13 protein-coding genes are annotated in these 17,561 nt (G+C 31.7%); 10 read left to right on the top strand and 3 right to left on the bottom strand.

The window, feature by feature from the left end; genetic code table 11:
• Positions 1-139: 139 nt before the first annotated feature.
• On the bottom strand, positions 140-3,403 hold the full coding sequence (ccsA, locus tag LPB87_RS06790) for a cytochrome c biogenesis protein CcsA (protein ID WP_230605408.1): 3,264 nt from the start codon (positions 3,401-3,403) through the stop codon (positions 140-142).
• Positions 3,404-3,600: 197 nt separating this feature from the next.
• On the opposite strand from ccsA, the gene LPB87_RS06785 reads away from it, so the two are divergent.
• The 10 genes from LPB87_RS06785 to LPB87_RS06740 all read left to right on the top strand — a co-directional run bounded on the left by LPB87_RS06785 (position 3,601) and on the right by LPB87_RS06740 (position 15,487).
• On the top strand, positions 3,601-4,362 hold the full coding sequence (locus LPB87_RS06785) for a Rossmann-like and DUF2520 domain-containing protein (protein WP_230605407.1): 762 nt from the start codon (positions 3,601-3,603) through the stop codon (positions 4,360-4,362).
• Positions 4,346-4,873 carry an HAD-IIIA family hydrolase gene (locus LPB87_RS06780; protein WP_129538208.1) on the top strand — a complete coding sequence of 176 codons (528 nt, stop codon included), beginning with the start codon at positions 4,346-4,348 and terminating at the stop codon, positions 4,871-4,873. Before LPB87_RS06785 ends, LPB87_RS06780 begins: the two co-directional genes overlap by 17 nt.
• Positions 4,874-5,015: 142 nt before the next feature.
• Entirely contained in the window at positions 5,016-5,942 is a 927-nt protein-coding gene (locus tag LPB87_RS06775) for a geranylgeranylglycerol-phosphate geranylgeranyltransferase (protein ID WP_129538207.1), read from the top strand.
• A complete protein-coding gene (locus tag LPB87_RS06770; RefSeq protein WP_230605406.1) occupies positions 5,935-6,519 on the top strand; it encodes a Maf-like protein in 585 nt (194 codons plus the stop codon). Before LPB87_RS06775 ends, LPB87_RS06770 begins: the two co-directional genes overlap by 8 nt.
• A gap of 17 nt (positions 6,520-6,536) precedes the next feature.
• A complete protein-coding gene (locus tag LPB87_RS06765) occupies positions 6,537-7,067 on the top strand; it encodes a mechanosensitive ion channel domain-containing protein (protein ID WP_129541033.1) in 531 nt (176 codons plus the stop codon).
• A gap of 199 nt (positions 7,068-7,266) precedes the next feature.
• Entirely contained in the window at positions 7,267-8,364 is a 1,098-nt protein-coding gene (locus tag LPB87_RS06760; protein WP_129538205.1) for an AI-2E family transporter, read from the top strand.
• A 157-nt stretch (positions 8,365-8,521) separates the two neighbouring features.
• Entirely contained in the window at positions 8,522-10,234 is a 1,713-nt protein-coding gene (locus LPB87_RS06755) for a hypothetical protein (protein ID WP_230605405.1), read from the top strand.
• Between the two features lie 223 nt (positions 10,235-10,457).
• Positions 10,458-10,961 (top strand): hypothetical protein, encoded by a 504-nt coding sequence (locus tag LPB87_RS06750; RefSeq protein ID WP_230605404.1) that lies wholly within the window; start codon positions 10,458-10,460, stop codon positions 10,959-10,961.
• Between the two features lie 147 nt (positions 10,962-11,108).
• A complete protein-coding gene (locus LPB87_RS06745; protein WP_230605403.1) occupies positions 11,109-13,640 on the top strand; it encodes a PIG-L family deacetylase in 2,532 nt (843 codons plus the stop codon).
• 122 nt (positions 13,641-13,762) lie between these two features.
• Positions 13,763-15,487 carry a sodium:solute symporter gene (locus tag LPB87_RS06740; RefSeq protein WP_230605402.1) on the top strand — a complete coding sequence of 575 codons (1,725 nt, stop codon included), beginning with the start codon at positions 13,763-13,765 and terminating at the stop codon, positions 15,485-15,487.
• 414 nt (positions 15,488-15,901) lie between these two features.
• On the opposite strand, the gene LPB87_RS06735 is transcribed toward LPB87_RS06740, so the two are convergent.
• Both LPB87_RS06735 and LPB87_RS06730 read right to left on the bottom strand, forming a co-directional pair.
• Complete coding sequence (locus tag LPB87_RS06735; protein ID WP_129538201.1) at positions 15,902-16,747, bottom strand: DUF2911 domain-containing protein; 846 nt, start codon at positions 16,745-16,747, stop codon at positions 15,902-15,904.
• A 61-nt stretch (positions 16,748-16,808) separates the two neighbouring features.
• Positions 16,809-17,480 carry an HAD family hydrolase gene (locus LPB87_RS06730; RefSeq protein ID WP_230605401.1) on the bottom strand — a complete coding sequence of 224 codons (672 nt, stop codon included), beginning with the start codon at positions 17,478-17,480 and terminating at the stop codon, positions 16,809-16,811.
• Positions 17,481-17,561: the final 81 nt, after the last annotated feature.

The raw sequence follows: 17,561 nt of genomic DNA, 5'->3' as shown, positions 1-17,561 counted from the left end.
TCAAAATCTTAATTTACAACAAGATTCATATAACCATACTGTTACTAAAACTTATAAAACCTACTTAGGAGGGAAAAAGTTAAATAAAAAAAGGTTCAACTTTTTACAGTTGAACCTTTTTATGTGAACTAATAATTTATTATTTTTTATAATACTTGCGGTATTTTGGATAAGTTACAGCTCCTATCAGTGTAATTGTCCCCAATGAATACCATATCCAATCTAATGAATGTGCTTCTCCACTTGCATAAGAGTGTAATCCTACCAGGTGGAAGTTTACTCCATAATAAGTAAATAAGATTGAAACAAATGCAAACATACTCATTAGGTTAAAAAACCATTTTCCGCGTAAAGCTGGTACAAAACGAGCGTGAATTACAAATGCATAAACCATAATACTAATTAATGCCCAAGTTTCTTTTGGATCCCATCCCCAGTAACGTCCCCAACTTTCATTGGCCCATTGTCCTCCTAAGAAGTTTCCTATACTTAGCATAATCAAACCAATAGTTAACGCCATTTCGTTGATGTATGTAATTTCTTGAATATTTAAATCCATCTTGGCTTTGTTGTTCTTGTTGGTAAAGAAAATCAATAACAACGATACAAAACCTAATATCATTCCTAGTGCAAATGGTCCATAACTAGCAACAATTACTGCTACGTGTATCATTAACCAGTATGAGTTAAGAACAGGCTGTAAATTAGCTATTTCTGGATCAATCCAGTTCATGTAAGCAGCCATTAAAATCATTGCAGTTACAAATGCAGATGACGCAACGGTTAATTTTGATTTTCTATCAAAAGCCAAACCAAAGAACATTGTTGCCCAGGCCACATAAACAATAGATTCATACGCATTACTCCATGGTGCATGTTCTGCAATATACCAACGTGCTATTAATCCTACTGTATGTAGACCAAATAGAATCCCAATTATTACATGGAAAACATTTATCGTAATGCGCAACGATTTTTTCTCAAAGAATATATTTACAATAGTAAAAATGAACATTAAAATAGAAGCCGTTATATACCAATACGGAAGCTTCTTGAAAACATCGTATTTGTTATACAATAACTCTGATGTAATTTTCTCTTCGCTTGGTCGAACTTTACTTCCAAATTTCTTTTGGAATCCGTTGATACTTTCCAGCAATTCATCAGCTTGTTTAAAATCTTTTGTAATCGAAGCATTATTTAAAGCTGCAAAATACATTGGTAAAATTTGCTTCACATACGTTTCGTCCATTCCTTTTAAACCAGCATTGCTAATCTCTAAGTATGAAATCCATTTATTGCCTGGATCATTTGGTATAGGGAATATTTTTAATATACTTCCGCTTAAAGCCGATTCCATTAGGTTTACCTTTTTATCAGTTTCTATAAAATCTTTCTCAAACTGATTCGGGTTTGCCGCTTTATAAGCCGCATCTAAATAAGGTGATAATTTATAGTTCCCTTTCTCGTCAAAGAATTTAATAAATGGAGCGAAGCCTGCATCTTTATCGATTCCGATAATTTTACGAATACTATCATTTCCTGACTTAATGTATATAATCGGAATTTCTATCCAAACCTGAGCGTATTGTGTCATTGACAAAAATACCTGATCAGAATTCATTCCGTTATACGTATCATCATGACTTACTTTTCTCAATAATTCTGATGAGAAAGTATTAATAGGCTTCATTCTTCCACCTGCATCCTGAATAATCAAACGACCAAATTTGGCGGCATGTTCTTTTGGTGCTTTATAGATATTAATTAATGAATCAAGTTGTTTTTGACTTGGTGGTCTCGTAACATGATTTGCATGATTCTTTGGATCCTTTGTTTCTGCTGCATGATTGTGGTCATGGTCTTTTGCATGGTCATGATTAGGATCAGTACTATGTGCTGCATGATCATGGTCGTGGTCGTGATCGTGGTCATGTTGCTCTTGTGCAAATCCGTTGAAGCTCAACATTAAAACTAAAATAGTAATAAATTTTGCTTTTTTATTTTTTACTTTTTCTAGTTTGCGCTTTAAGTCAGCAAAACGAGAATGTTTAGTAAACATAATTGCCATTAGACCAAAATACAATAAATAATAACCGAAATAAGTAATGTTAGTTCCCCAGAAATCGTGGTTTACTGATAAAACTGTTCCTTTTTCATCTGGATCAAATGAAGATTGGAAGAATCTATATCCTCTATAATCTAATACGTTGTTCATATAAATTCTAGCATCAAATGTTTTAGTTGAATCTATAACAGTAACTTTACTTTCAAAAGAAGAATAACTTTTCTCTGTTCCTGGATATTTTTGAGCTATAAAGTCATTCAATTTAACCTTGAATGGCAGTATATAAGCTTTACTTCCATAGAAGAAAGTATAATCAATTTTTCCAATTTTAACTGTTTTAAAATCTCCAATTCTACCTTTTGATCCTAATAACGTTACTTCTTTTTCCTGACCTTCAGCTTTTAATGTTACTGTCAAAGCATCTTCATGTGTTTTAGCTTTGTAATCATTATTAGATTCATAAGCAATAACTCCTTTTACAGCTGGATCTGGAAAAACAATACGGATATCTCCGATGCTATATAATGAACGCATCATTAATGGCTGTACATTATCCTTGGTTACTTTTCCTTTGAATTTATCAGCCATACGCATAAAATCTCCTTCAAAAGGGGTCTGAATCGTATAAGCTTCACCAGTTGTATTAATATTAATAGCTCCTTCTGTGGGTTTGTTTAATGCAAATAAAACATTATGTATGTTTTGCACTTCGCCATCTTTAAGGAAATGTTCTTCACGTCCACCTTCACCAGCTTCAACTAATTTTAAATATAAAATTCCGTTAGCATCTGGTTTTATAACTTCTTTGGCTCCCATAATATAGTCCTTATATTCAACCTCAAATGGAGTTTCATCAAATTTACCTGAAATACTAAAATCGTTATTAGCTACTGGAGATAATAGTAAATTTTTCTCAAAAACACGGCGTTTCATTTCGCCCTTAAACTCCCCATCTGCAAAAACAGTAAGAAATGTTTTGTCTGAATATACCTGATTTTCGGTAGCGCCTTCACGAATTGGCATCATTCCTTCATAACTAATATAACGTGTTATAAAAGCTCCTAAAAGGATGAAAATGAAAGCCAAATGCAATAGTAAAGTTGCCCATTTTTCTTTTTTATGTAATTGATATCTTTTAATATTTCCAAAGAAATTAATTAAGAAGAAAACCATTATGACCTCGAACCACCATGAGTTGTATATAAAAATTCTGGCTGTGTCGGTATTGTACTTACTTTCTATAAAGGTCCCGACCCCCATTGCAATTGCAAATGTTAAAAAAAGGACAGCCATTAATCGTGTAGAAAACAAAAAGGAGAATATTTTTTTATCCATTACTAAGGAATTACATTTTATAAAGTGGCACAAAAGTACTTAAAATTGTTGACTCAAATATTCGTGTTTTTGTTAATTAAATCCAAAATAAAGCACTTCTACCAAACCTAAAGAATTATTTTTCTTACTAAATTCATTTTATCAACGAACTTGGCTACTTACTGGAGTCCTTTAAAAAAAATTGCTAATTTTGCAATATGATTAAAATAACACTTATTGGATCTGGAAATGTATCGCAACATTTAATAAATGCTTTCGCAAAAAACAGTGCGATTGAACTTATCGAAGTATATTCCAGAACCAAAAAAGAAATAGCTCCACTACTCGATTCTAATAAAATTGTAACTGATCTTGCTCTTTTAAAAGAAGCCGATTTGTATATTATTGCCGTTTCTGATGATGCAATATCGATAGTTTCTGAACAATTGCCTTTTAAAAACAAACTAGTAGCTCACACTTCTGGAACTGCTTCATTACAGGCAATTAATACAAAAAACAGAAGTGCTGTCTTTTATCCTTTACAAACATTTACAAAGAATAAAGAAGTCGATTTTAAAGTGATTCCGCTTTGTTTAGAAGCCGAAAATAACACCGACTATTTGGTACTTGAAACAGTTGCTAAAAGCATTTCGGATGCGGTATATTCCATCAATTCGGAACAACGCAAAGCATTGCATGTTGCAGCTGTATTTGTAAATAATTTCACTAATCATTTATATCAAATCGGACAGGAAATATGCGAAGAACATCAGGTTTCATTTGATATATTAAAACCTTTAATCGCCGAAACTGCCAATAAAATTAATACGCTTTCGCCTATTGAAGCTCAAACGGGTCCTGCAAAACGCAATGACATTACAACAATCGAATCACATTTGAGTTATTTATCAAATGAAAATCAAAAAAAAATATACACATTACTAACAAAATCTATACAAAATAATGGCAAAAAGTTATAAAGAAATAATGAACGACATCACTACTTTTATTTTTGATGTTGACGGAGTACTTACTGATAGTTCTGTTTTTGTAACCAATGAAGGAGAAATTCTTCGTACGATGAATATCCGTGATGGTTATGCTATGAAAGCAGCTGTAGAAAGTGGGTATAATGTATGCATTATCTCTGGCGGAAGCAATGAAGGCGTGCGTGTACGATTACGTAATTTAGGAATTACAGATATCCACTTAGGAACTCCAGATAAAGTAGCAACCTTTAAAGAATATACTGAGAAATACAATATTAATCCTGAGCAAGTTTTATACATGGGTGACGATATTCCTGATTATCATGTAATGAAATTAGTAGGATTACCAACTTGTCCTCAAGACGCGAGTCCTGAAATAAAAACAATTAGTCGTTATATCTCACACGTAAAAGGAGGAAAAGGCTCAGCGCGTGATGTAATCGAACAAGTTATGAAAGTACAAGGAAAATGGATGGAACACTTTAATGGGAAACACGATTAATTTAATTGTTGATTGTGAATTGTTGATTGTGAAATGTTAGATGAAAAGATTTAAGATAATCTTTTATATAAAATATCGCCTTTCTAAAATCTTTACTATCTAGAACCTTAACCACTTAGTACCTCAGCACCTAGTAAAAAAAATGAAATACCTCAAACTCATTCGTTACCAAAACCTATTGATGCTTGCTTTTATGCAACTATTATTCCGTTATGGATTCTTAAAATTGCAAAATATCCCTTTGGCACTAGCCCATTGGCAATATGCGTTATTGGTTTTAAGTACTGTTTTAATTGCAGCCGCTGGATATGTGATTAATAATATTTTTGATCAGGAAACCGACTTAATCAATAAACCCGCTGATGTTGTAGTTGGTAAAAGCATTTCTGAAACTGCAGCCTATAATATATACGTTGCTCTTAATATTAGTGGCGTTGCTATTGGTTTTTACTTATCGAATGTAATTATGAGACCTGGTTTTGCAACAATTTTTATTCTGGTCGCGGCTAGTCTTTATTTTTATGCTACAACCCTAAAGCAAATTATGATTTTAGGCAACATTATTGTTGCCCTATTATTGTCTTTTAGTGTTATAATAATTGGTGTTTTTGATATATTCCCTGCTACTGATGCTGAAAACAGAGCACAAATGGCAAGTATGTTCTCTATCCTTTTTGATTATGCTGTTTTTGCTTTTATGATTAATTTTATGCGAGAGATTGTAAAAGACATCGAAGATGTAAACGGAGATTATAACCAAGGTATGAATACATTGCCTATTGCAATTGGCACTAGCCGAACAGCCAAAATTGTTTTTGCACTTTCAATTATTCCAGTTGTTTTTTTATTAATCTATATCAATAACTATTTTGTAGCCTACAATCTTTATATCGCTACGTTATATGCCTTTATATTTGTACTTGCTCCACTATTATATTTCATTGCTAAAATAACAACTGCAAAAACAAAAAAAGAGTTTCATAATTTGAGCTCTATTTTAAAATGGATTTTATTCTTCGGAATTCTATCAATTTTAATCATCAATCTTAATATTAAATACAATGCTTAAGCAAAAATTAGAAAAATATACTTTAATACTAGCTTCCGGTTCTCCAAGACGTCAGCAATTTTTTAAAGACTTAGATTTAGATTTCGAAATCCGATTAAAAGATGTTGAAGAAATATATCCTCTGGAATTAAAAGGAGCTGAAATCACCGATTATCTAGCCGAGTTAAAAGCAAATGCGTTTGAAGGGCAATTAAACCCAAACGAAATCCTAATTACAAGCGATACTATTGTTTGGTATAATGATAAAGCTTTAGGTAAGCCAAAAGATGAAGAAGATGCTTTTAATATATTAAAATCACTATCAAATACGACTCATGATGTAATCACTTCTGTGTGTTTTAAAACCAATGACAAATCAGTAATTATAAACGATACTACAAAAGTTACCTTTACTGTATTAAGTGATGAAGCTATTTTATATTATCTAAAAAATTACAAACCATATGATAAAGCTGGAGCATATGGCATTCAGGAATGGATTGGTTTTGTAGGCGTTGCAAAAGTAGAAGGCTCTTATACCAATGTTATGGGCTTACCTACACACAAAGTTTACGAATATTTAAGTACATTAGATTAAAATAATAAATTACTATGATGTCTTTCTTCACCGATTATGCCAAAGAGATATTTGCAACAGGAATTCTTATTGCAGTAACAATTTCTACAAGAGTCATTGTTACTCAAATAGTTCGAAAATATGCTAGAAAAGAACATTTTTTAGAACATCGAACCATTTTAATAATTAAGTATATTCATTTACTCACCAATATTTTATTTATAATAGGGTTATTTATTGTTTGGGGAGTCAAAACTGATGATATTTTCCTTACTGTATCTTCTATAGCAACTGTTATTGGTGTGGCAATGTTTGCACAATGGTCTATTTTAAGTAACATTACCTCAGGAGTTATTTTGTTTTTTTCTTTTCCATTTAAAATCGGAGATTCTATCAAAATTCATGATAAGGATTTTCCAATCGAGGCCGAAATTGAAGACATAAATGCTTTTCACGTAAGTTTAAAAACTAAAGAAGGAGAAAAAATAATTTACCCTAATAATTTACTTTTACAGAAAGGAATCTCAATTATACCAGCTCGTTTTGAGGATAAAGAGTTTTTTGACTAAAAACGAAATATGTTAAGTCATTTAAGCGAAGAGTTTCAAAACTTATATTTATTTAAATGGCTTATATGTCTGTACTTTTATGGGAATTTTATAAGCTAATCTTAAAAATGTAGAACGTAAAAAAGTAAATAAACATAACATTTGTTTAACTTAGTTTTTATTAGTCGTAATAAAAGCTTTTAATCTCAATAAATTAGTTATGGAAACAGTTAAATTACCTTTTTACGTAAGACTAATGTGTGTTTTAATAAGCATAATTTGTATTGGCTTTATATTTTTTATTGGTAAAGATATTCTAACATCAATACTATTAGCTTTTCTATTTTCGGTACTATTACTACCATTATTCACATTATTAAATATTAAGTTGCGCTTCCCCCATTTTCTAGCATCTATAGTCACCGTTATCATTTTTGTATTGATTATAATTGGAATACTTACTTTTATATCTTATCAGATTAGTGATATTGCCAATGACTTTTCTGTAATTAAGAAAAATGCCATTTCAGTTTTTAATGATTTTCAAAACTTTATTAAAGCAAATTTTAATATTAGTACTGGCGAACAAAAAAAGTACATTGAAAATGTCACTTCTGATTCAGTAAAAAATGGTGGCGAAAAAATAAGTACTGCTTTGGGCTCTCTCTCCGATGTTCTTTTAGATTGCACTATAATCCCTATTTTTATTTTTCTGTTCTTACTATATAAGAAACATTTTATTCTATTTTTAGCAAAATTATTCAAGAAAGAACATCATAATAAACTAAAGGAAATTCTAACTCAAATAAAAGTATCCATAAACAATTATATTGTTGGCCTCATTATAGAAATGCTTGTTGTTGCTGTATTAACTAGTTTAGGACTTTATATTATTGGTGTAAAATATTTTATTTTGTTAGGTCTTATCACAGGTATTTTAAACATGATTCCATACATCGGAATCTTTATAGCAGGTGTATTAACAGTTTTAGCATCATTAACTGGGACTCCTGGAATATCAATTATTTTAGGAATTCTTATAGTAAATATAATTGTTCAACTAATCGATAATAATATTCTCGTACCTTTAATTATAAATACTAAAGTAGAAATAAATGCGCTCTTCTCTATTGTTGGAATCATTGTAGGTGGCGGAGTTGCAGGTATATCTGGAATGTTTTTAGCAATACCATTATTGGCTATTCTTAAAATAATATTTGACAGAATTGAGTCTCTTGAGCCTTGGGGATATCTGATCGGTAATGATTTGCCAAAAAAATTTAACTGGAAAATCAAAAAGACAAAATTAAAAGAATAGAATACCGTTTTATGTACTATCTAAATGAATTTATAAACATTACACTTTGATAATAAAACTATTTCAATATAAAACATTACTGTTACTTATTATGGTATGCTTTTGCTATACAAGCTCATTTTCGCAAGTAAAAGAAACTAAAAAAGACAGTACTGAAATGTATTCTAAAATTAAGTCCTATACTAAAAAACATAAATTCACAAATTTCTTTCATCGCCTTGTATTTAGATCTACACGTCCAAGAAAAAATGACGAACAGATCAAAAAAGTAGATACAACAAATTACAATGGAAAGATTATACGCAAAATTAATATTATAGTACTAGATCCTTTTGGATACTCCGAAAGCGATTCGACTATTACACCTAGAAATTGGGGAGAAAGAACTGGAAACAAGCTTCACCTGAAAACAAAAAAATTCGCAATCCGCAATTTATTATTATTTAAAAAAAATACTCCCTACGATGCCTACAAAGTACAGGAATCTGAGCGTATAATTCGATCTCAGAGATATGTCAATACAGTAAGTATCAAAGAGCAATTAACAAGCGTAGCATCAGACTCAGTAGATGTTACCATCCGTGTGCTAGATTCTTGGAGTTACATTCCAAAATTTTCGATTTCGAGTAGTCAGTTTGGCATAGGACTAAAAGATAAAAACTTTTTTGGAACAGGTCAACAATTAGAATATAAGTTTATCAATCGGATTAGCGATGGAAAAAATGCAAACAATTTTACCTACACAGTTCCTAATATTAGAAATAGCTTCATTAATGCAACTGCAAAGTATAATATCGATTTAGATAACAACTATAATAAAAGCATAGCTATAGAGCGTCCTTTCTACTCTCCTTTAACCAAATGGGCAGGAGGAGTTTATTTCGGGCAACAATTTAGAAAAGACACCTTACAAGGTCCTGATTTAAAATATGCCTTTCAGAATTTTAAATTCAATTCACAGGATATCTGGCTCGCAAAAGCATTTCCTATTTTTAAAGAAAAAGAAAGAAAAACGAACTTAATTGTATCTGGTCGCTTATTAAATGTAGATTATACCGAAACTCCCACTCCAGAATATGATCCGGTAAGTTTTTATTCGGATGAGAAGTTATTACTTACCGGAATAGGAATCAATACCCGAGAGTTTGTTAAAGACAATTATATATTTAGAAATGGAGCTACTGAAGATGTAGCAACCGGTAGAATCTTTGGGATAACAGCTGGCTACCAATACAAAAACACATTTTGGCGTTCTTATGTAGGCGCACAAGCCTCATTTGGAGATTACCATAAATGGGGATATCTGAGTGCTGATTTTGAGTTTGGAACCTTCTTTCATCAATCCAAAACATACCAAAGTGCATTTGTATTTGAAGCCAATTATTTTACCAATCTTGTAAAGATTGGAAATTGGAAATTAAGACAATTTGTTAAGCCTGCATTAATTATTGGTGCCAATCGAGAAAATTCTATTGGTGATAAACTTAATATAAATGGAGACAATGGTTTACAAGGCTTTAACAGTGCACTATATGGTACTAGCAAAATGGTATTATCATTGCAAACACAAACTTATGCTCCACATGCGTTATGGGGATTTCGTGTGAATCCGTTTTTTAATTATACTGCAGCAATATTAGGAGGACCCGGAGATGCAATGATGAGAAACAAGGTTTATTCTAAAGTAACTCTGGGGCTTTTGATAAGTAACGATTATTTAGTTTTTAGTTCATTCCAGCTTTCAATCTCTTATTATCCATCAATCCCTTTTGAAGGAGATCGAGTTTTTAAAACAAATACATTTGAAACTACCGATTTTGGATTACAGAATTTCGAATTGGCTAAACCTAGATTAGTTGATTATAAATAAAGAACAGAATATTCTCATATCTTATATTTTTTTTACAAAAAAACAATACATCATAATCTACTACATATCAAGGCTTTTAGCTCTAATCCATTAAATTTCACCTTTTGTTGCTATTCAAAAATCGTATTGTGGCACAACTTTTGGTTTTTACAAATCAGATGTCGAGATAATCAATCATTTCAACATTTAGAATAAGAATAAGAATCCCAAAACCCCAGAAAAAATGAAAACGCTAAAAATTATTACTTTCGGAATATTTCTTTTTATTTCAAGTACCATTCATTCTCAAGTTTCAATAAACGTAAATATTGGTTCTCCACCACAATGGGGACCTGTAGGATATACTGAAATGGAATACTATTATTTGCCAGACATTGAAGCATATTATGATGTTCGTGCTACACAATTTATTTATTTTGGTGGAGGAAAATGGATTAGATCTAGCCGTTTGCCTAGACAATATAGAAACTATGATTTATACGGAGGATACAAAGTAGTTCTAAATGATTATCACGGTAGAACACCATATGTTTATTTTGACAGACATAAAGGTAAATATCACAAAGGATATCATGGTAAACCTCAAAAAACTTATGGCTATTACAAAAAAGATCGTCACGATCATTACAAAAAAGATCGCCATGACAAGCACGATAAACATGATAGAGATGACCATGATAGAGACGATCATGATAGAGGGCATGGTAACGGACATAGAAGACATTAAACATCATTTTATAACTTAGAGAGAGTGCCTTTAATTAGGCACTCTCTTTTTTTATTAAAATATTTAACATCTTTACAACTCGTTAACAACTACTGGTTTCTATTATTACTATTTTTGAAAATAATCCTTAAATTAAATAATTCTCAGATGCACGAACTTCGTTTAAAAATTATTCTTTTATTTCTTATCAGCTTTCAAGCTAGTTTTGCACAAAAGCCACAAAAACCTAATTCTGTTGAGATTTACAATCAAATAAAGAAAGTAAATTTCTTAGGCTCGGTACTTTACATAGCTGCACACCCCGATGATGAAAACACTAGACTAATTTCTTATTTATCTAACGAAGTAAATGCGAGAACAGGATATTTGTCTTTAACTCGAGGCGATGGTGGCCAAAATTTAATTGGTCCCCAATTAAGAGAATTATTAGGTGTAATTAGAACCCAAGAACTTATTGAGGCTAGAAAAATTGATGGTGGCGAACAATTTTTTTCACGTGCCAATGATTTTGGTTACTCCAAAACTCCAGATGAAACATTGACTATATGGGATAAAGAAAAAGTTCTAGCAGATATAATATGGAATATTAGAAAATTTCAGCCCGATGTAATCATCAATCGCTTTGATCATCGTACTCCTGGTACCACTCACGGACATCATACAGCATCCGCTATGCTAAGTGTTGAAAGCTTTAATTTAACCAACAATCCTAGTATATATCCTGAACAATTAAAATACGTAACCCCTTGGCAACCTAAACGTCAATATTTTAATACCTCATGGTGGTTTTATGGCAGTCAGGAAAAATTTGAAGCCGCTAATAAATCAAAATTCACAACATTAGAAACAGGTGTTTATTATACAGGAATAGGGAAATCTAATCAGGAAATTGCTGCATTGAGTCGTAGTCGCCATCAATCTCAGGGATTTGGTAGTACAGGAAGCCGCGGTCAGGATACCGAATATTTAGAACTCATTAATGGCGATGCTCCAAAAGATTCAGCTACTATTTTTGATGGAATTGATACCACTTGGAACCGTATTAAGGGCGGAAAACCTATTGGGGAATTAATTAGTACAATTTTATCACAATATAATTTTAACAACCCTTCAGCAAGTATTCCTGACTTGATAAAAGCATACACAATGATTCAATCGTTGGACGAAAAACATTGGAAGCTCATAAAATCAGAAGAAATTAAAAAAATTATAGCCGCTAGTTCTGGCTTATATCTAGAAGCAGTTGCACAACAACAAGAAACTATACCAGGAGGCACTGTAAACCTTAAATTAGAAGCTATTAATCGTAGCACTGTTCCTATGCAATTAGTAAATGTAACAACTTTACCAGATCACAAAAGCACACCACAAAACATAGATTTAATCAATAATAAAGATCAAAAATTTGATTTAAAAATACAATTACCAAGCACAATTCCCTTTACTCAACCGTATTGGTTAGCTGAAAAAGCAACTACAGGGATGTATACCGTTTCAAATCAAGAAAATATTGGAATTCCAGATATTATTCGTGATGTGAAGGTTGTTTTTAACATCAAAGTAAACAATGTTGAGATTCCGTTTGAACGCACTGTGGTTTATAAATATAATGATGATGTAAAAGGAGAAATGTATGATTTCCTAGATATTGTTCCAGAAGTAACTACTACAATCCTTGAAAAAGTATTGCTATTTAAAGATACTCAAACAAAAACTGTCGCAGTAAAGATTAAAGCTGGAAAAGATGCTGCAAATGGTAATTTACAATTAGAGTTGCCCAAAAGTTGGATGATATCGCCAAAACAAATTCCTTTTAGCTTAGCAAAAAAAGGAATGGAGCAAACTGTTTATTTCGAAGTTACTCCACCTGTTAATCCTGAAAATGCTACACTAAAAAGTGTTGCAATCATGAACAACAAACGCTATGATAAAGACCAAATAATAATTGATTATAACCATATTGCTAAGCAGCAAGTTTTATCTACATCTGAAGCCAAAGCAATACGATTAGACTTAAAAACAAATGGTGATTCAATTGCTTATATCATGGGAGCTGGTGACGAAGTACCAAATAGTCTGGCACAAATGGGCTATAAAGTTACCATCTTAAAGCCTGAAGAAATTACTCCTACACGACTTGACGATTTTGATGTAGTAATTACAGGAGTTCGCGCCTATAATACTATTCAGGCACTTTCTAATAAACAAGTTGTACTTTTTGATTTTGTTAAAAATGGAAAAACAATGATTGTACAATACAATACCGCAGGTGATGTTGTAACTGATAGTATTGCACCATATCCTTTAAAAATATCGACAGATAGAGTAACCGAAGAAAATGCTCAAGTTACCTTTTTAGCGCCAAATCATCCAGTTTTAAGTACGCCAAATAAAATTACGACTAAAGATTTTGAAGGCTGGAAACAAGAGCAGGGATTGTATTATCCAAATCAATACGACAAAGCTTTCACTCCTATCCTATCCTCACATGATAAAGGAGAATCGCCCAAAAAGGGCGCTTTATTAGTCGCTCCATACGGAAAAGGATATTATATTTACACTGGTTTAAGTTTTTTCAGAGAATTACCAGAAGGAGTTCCTGGAGCCTATCGATTATTCTCAAACATAATCTCATTAAAACAACCAGTACAAATCCCAAATAAAGAAATTAAGAATTAAAGCTTTTTAATATGGCAACGAAAAAAATAAAAACATGGAAAAAAAGCTACACCTATGTGCTAGTAGCCAACGCCATTTATATTCTAGTTTTTTACTTAATAATGCAATTATACTCATAACATATGCAACTATTTGATTGGGTTATACTCATCGTTACACTTTTATTTATTGTTGGTTACGGCTCATGGAAAACCAAAGGCAGTAAGAATGTTGAAGAATTTATTTTAGGAAATAACGAAACTCCTTGGTACACTGTTGGACTTTCGGTAATGGCAACACAAGCAAGTGCCATTACATTTTTATCGACTCCAGGACAAGCTTACCATGACGGGATGGGTTTTGTACAGTTCTATTTTGGATTGCCAATTGCGATGATTGTTATTTGCGTCACCTTCATACCATTATATCATAAATTCAAAGTCTATACTGCTTATGAATTTTTAGAGAAACGATTCGATTTAAAAACTCGCTCTCTTGCAGCAATCTTATTCTTGGTTCAACGAGGTTTAGGAACTGGATTAACCATTTATGCCCCTGCAATTATATTATCGGCACTATTAGGATGGAATCTTACTTTAATGAATGTGATGATTGGAGTATTAGTAATTATCTATACATTTTCAGGAGGAACAAAAGCAGTAAACGTTACCCAAAAACAACAGATGTTTGTCATCATGTCGGGAATGTTTATTACCTTTTTCCTAATATTACATTACCTGCCAAATGATATGACTTTTACCAATGCTATGCATATTGCTGGAGCAAATGATAAAATGAATATCGTGGATTTCTCATTTAATCCTGAAGAAAAATATACCTTCTGGAGCGGAATTACCGGTGGGTTCTTTCTTGCCCTCGCCTATTTTGGAACGGATCAATCGCAAGTAGGTCGTTATTTATCTGGGAAGTCAGTTAAGGAAAGCCAAATGGGATTAATCATGAATGGACTTTTAAAAGTCCCTATGCAATTTTTCATTCTACTTACTGGAATAATGGTTTTTGTATTCTTTCAGTTTAACCCAGTTCCATTAAATTTTAATCCGAACAACAAAGCTATAATCGAAAAATCTGCGTACAAAGACGAATACCAATCTTTAGAAAAAAAGCTTACTGTTCTTTCTGAAGATAAAAAAGTGATTAACTTATTATACATCGATCAGTTAAATCAAGATTACGACAATCCAATTCTACGAAAAGAATTAGTAACACTTTCCAATAAAGAAAGAGACTTACGCGAAAGAGCGAAAGAAATCATCTTAAAAGCCGACAGCAATAGCGAAACAAATGATAAAGATTATGTTTTCTTCCATTTTATTCTAAACTATTTACCAAAAGGATTAATCGGATTGTTATTAGCAGTAATACTTTCGGCAGCTATGTCATCTACCGCTTCGGGACTAAATGCTTTGGCATCGACAACAGCAATCGATATTTACAAGCGTAATCTTAAAACCGAAAAATCAGACAAGCATTACCTCTATGCAACTAAATTTTTTACTTTATTCTGGGGAATAATTGCTATCCTATTTGCATGTATAGGAACTTTATTCGAAAATTTAATTCAACTGGTAAACATTATTGGTTCTATATTTTACGGAACTGTTTTAGGGATATTTCTGGTTGGTTTTTATATCAGACGTGTGCAATCAAAAGCAGTGTTCTATAGTGCACTTATTAGCCAGATTACCATTTTTATAATTTTTTATTATGCCATCTGGATTTACCCAAGTGGCCAAGAAAAACTAGGTTATTTATGGCTTAACTTTATTGGTGCTATGTTAACCATTTTCTTGTCCACGTTAATGCAGCTTACTATCTTCAGAAAACAAAAAGGAATAGTAGCTTAACAAATATCAAATTACTACAAACGCTGTAAGACATAAGTTTTACAGCGTTTTTTTATTTTCATCATTATAAACTAAACATACAAAAGAGCAGAAATAACCATTATTAATAAATTCTATTTAGAATAACATTAACTACTTAAGTACAATTATTTTCTGACACAGAAACATAGTTAACCAATATCTAAAAAAGACGTTTAGCATAAAATAAATCATATAAGGCTATATGATATATTTTTTTGGATTCCTTGTCTGATTATCAATATTAAATGTTTTTATATACGTTGAATACCATTTTTACATATGCCACTTAGAAGCTTAAAATAGAATTAAAAGATTGTTAGGCTCTGAAAAAGACATAAAAAAAACCATTTTGAAATAGTATCAAAATGGTTTTTTTAGTAATCGAATAAAATATTATTTACTCCATTCAGAAATACTGTCTTTATTCATTTTTACGTAATCCTGATTTTTAGCAGCTTCTGAAGCAACAAGCGAAATTTTAGCTGTTTCGATAGCTCCTTTTTTGTCTCCTTGTTTTGCTTGGATTAATGATTTAAGTCTGTAGAAGTAGAAAGGTTTATCTGCACTTAATTCAATTGCTTTATCAACATATTCTCTTGCTTTAGCAATATCTCCGCCTTTTGCTTGAAAAGTGTATTGTGCAGCTGCAAAATAATCATTTGATGATGGTCCAGCCAATACTTTTTTGATACTTTCTGAAGCTAATTTATCTGTAGGAACTTCAAACTTTACTGATACAGAAGAATTTTCCCAAGCAATATCAAGAGTACCTGAATTAAAGTCTAAATTATTAATTCCAATTGTGAATGTTTGAACTGCTTTATTTAAAGCATCTTCTTTTACAGTAGTTTTTAAAGCTACATCAGCATCATTCCAATTTTCTGGTAATCCCCAGTTGTCTGTTTTTGAATAGAAAATAACATCCCAGCTTTCAATTCTTGGAACAGTAAAGATAGCATATTTCCCTTTTTTCAACGTTTTACCATCAATTACAACATCATCGCTAAATGATATTACTGAATTTTCGTTTGCTCCCGTTCTCCATAATTTACCAAACGGAACCAAATTTCCAAATACTGCTCTACCTCTAGCGCCTGGTCTTGAGTAAGTAACTTCTACATCTGTTAAACCAACAATCTGGTTTACAACCGCTTTTGGACTCGCTTGAGGAGTTTTTATTTGTGCTTCTGCAACAAATGGAGCAATAACAATTGCTAAGGCAATAAGTACTTTTTTCATTATTTATAGTTTTTTTTGTTTTCCCAAAATTACGAATTCGTTCAATTCAAAATGTTAATAATTACCTAATAGGAGCCTTAATTTGCACTATTTTCTCAAAGTTTAACTCATCAAAATGATTAATAACAATATCAGCATCTGATAAGTCCTGCATTTTTGAATGTTCGCTATTGTATCCCACACAAAATATTCCCGCAGCTTTTGCAGCTTTGACACCATTGGTACTATCTTCTATTATAATACAATCCTCTTTTGGTGCTTTAGACAATGAAGCTGCATGCAAGAATATAGCTGGATTAGGCTTAGATTGAGGAAAGTCTTCTCCGCTAACAATATCAGTAAAATATTGATGTAAATTAAAACGTGTAAAAACACGCTCAATAGTCACTTTTGAAGCTGACGACGCCAAAATTAATTGCATGCCATTGGCATATAAATCCTTAATTAAATCCTCAACACCTTCTAGCAACAATAAATCTTCTTTAGTATCAAAAGCATCATTAAAAATAGTTCTTTTTCTCTGAATCAAATCTTCTACATCTTGCTCTATAGTTGGAAAAATATTCTTTAGAGTTTGAAAAGTATTCCGTGTCGAAAATCCAGTAAACGATGCATAAATCTCATCGGTTACATGAATACCTAATTCCGAAAATTGTTTGTGATATGCATAATAATGCACGGGTTCTGTATCTACAATTACACCGTCCATATCGAAAATTACTGTTTTAATCATTTCTTTCTTTTTAAGGTACTAAGATTCTGAGGCTCTAAGAGGCAAAGGTTCTAAGTTTTTTTTATATTGTGAAAATACTTT

Origin of the sequence: Flavobacterium sp. EDS (assembly GCF_020991525.1) — a bacterium.
Taxonomy (GTDB): Bacteria; Bacteroidota; Bacteroidia; order Flavobacteriales; family Flavobacteriaceae; genus Flavobacterium.
This window is presented reverse-complemented; position numbering and strand designations above follow the sequence as displayed.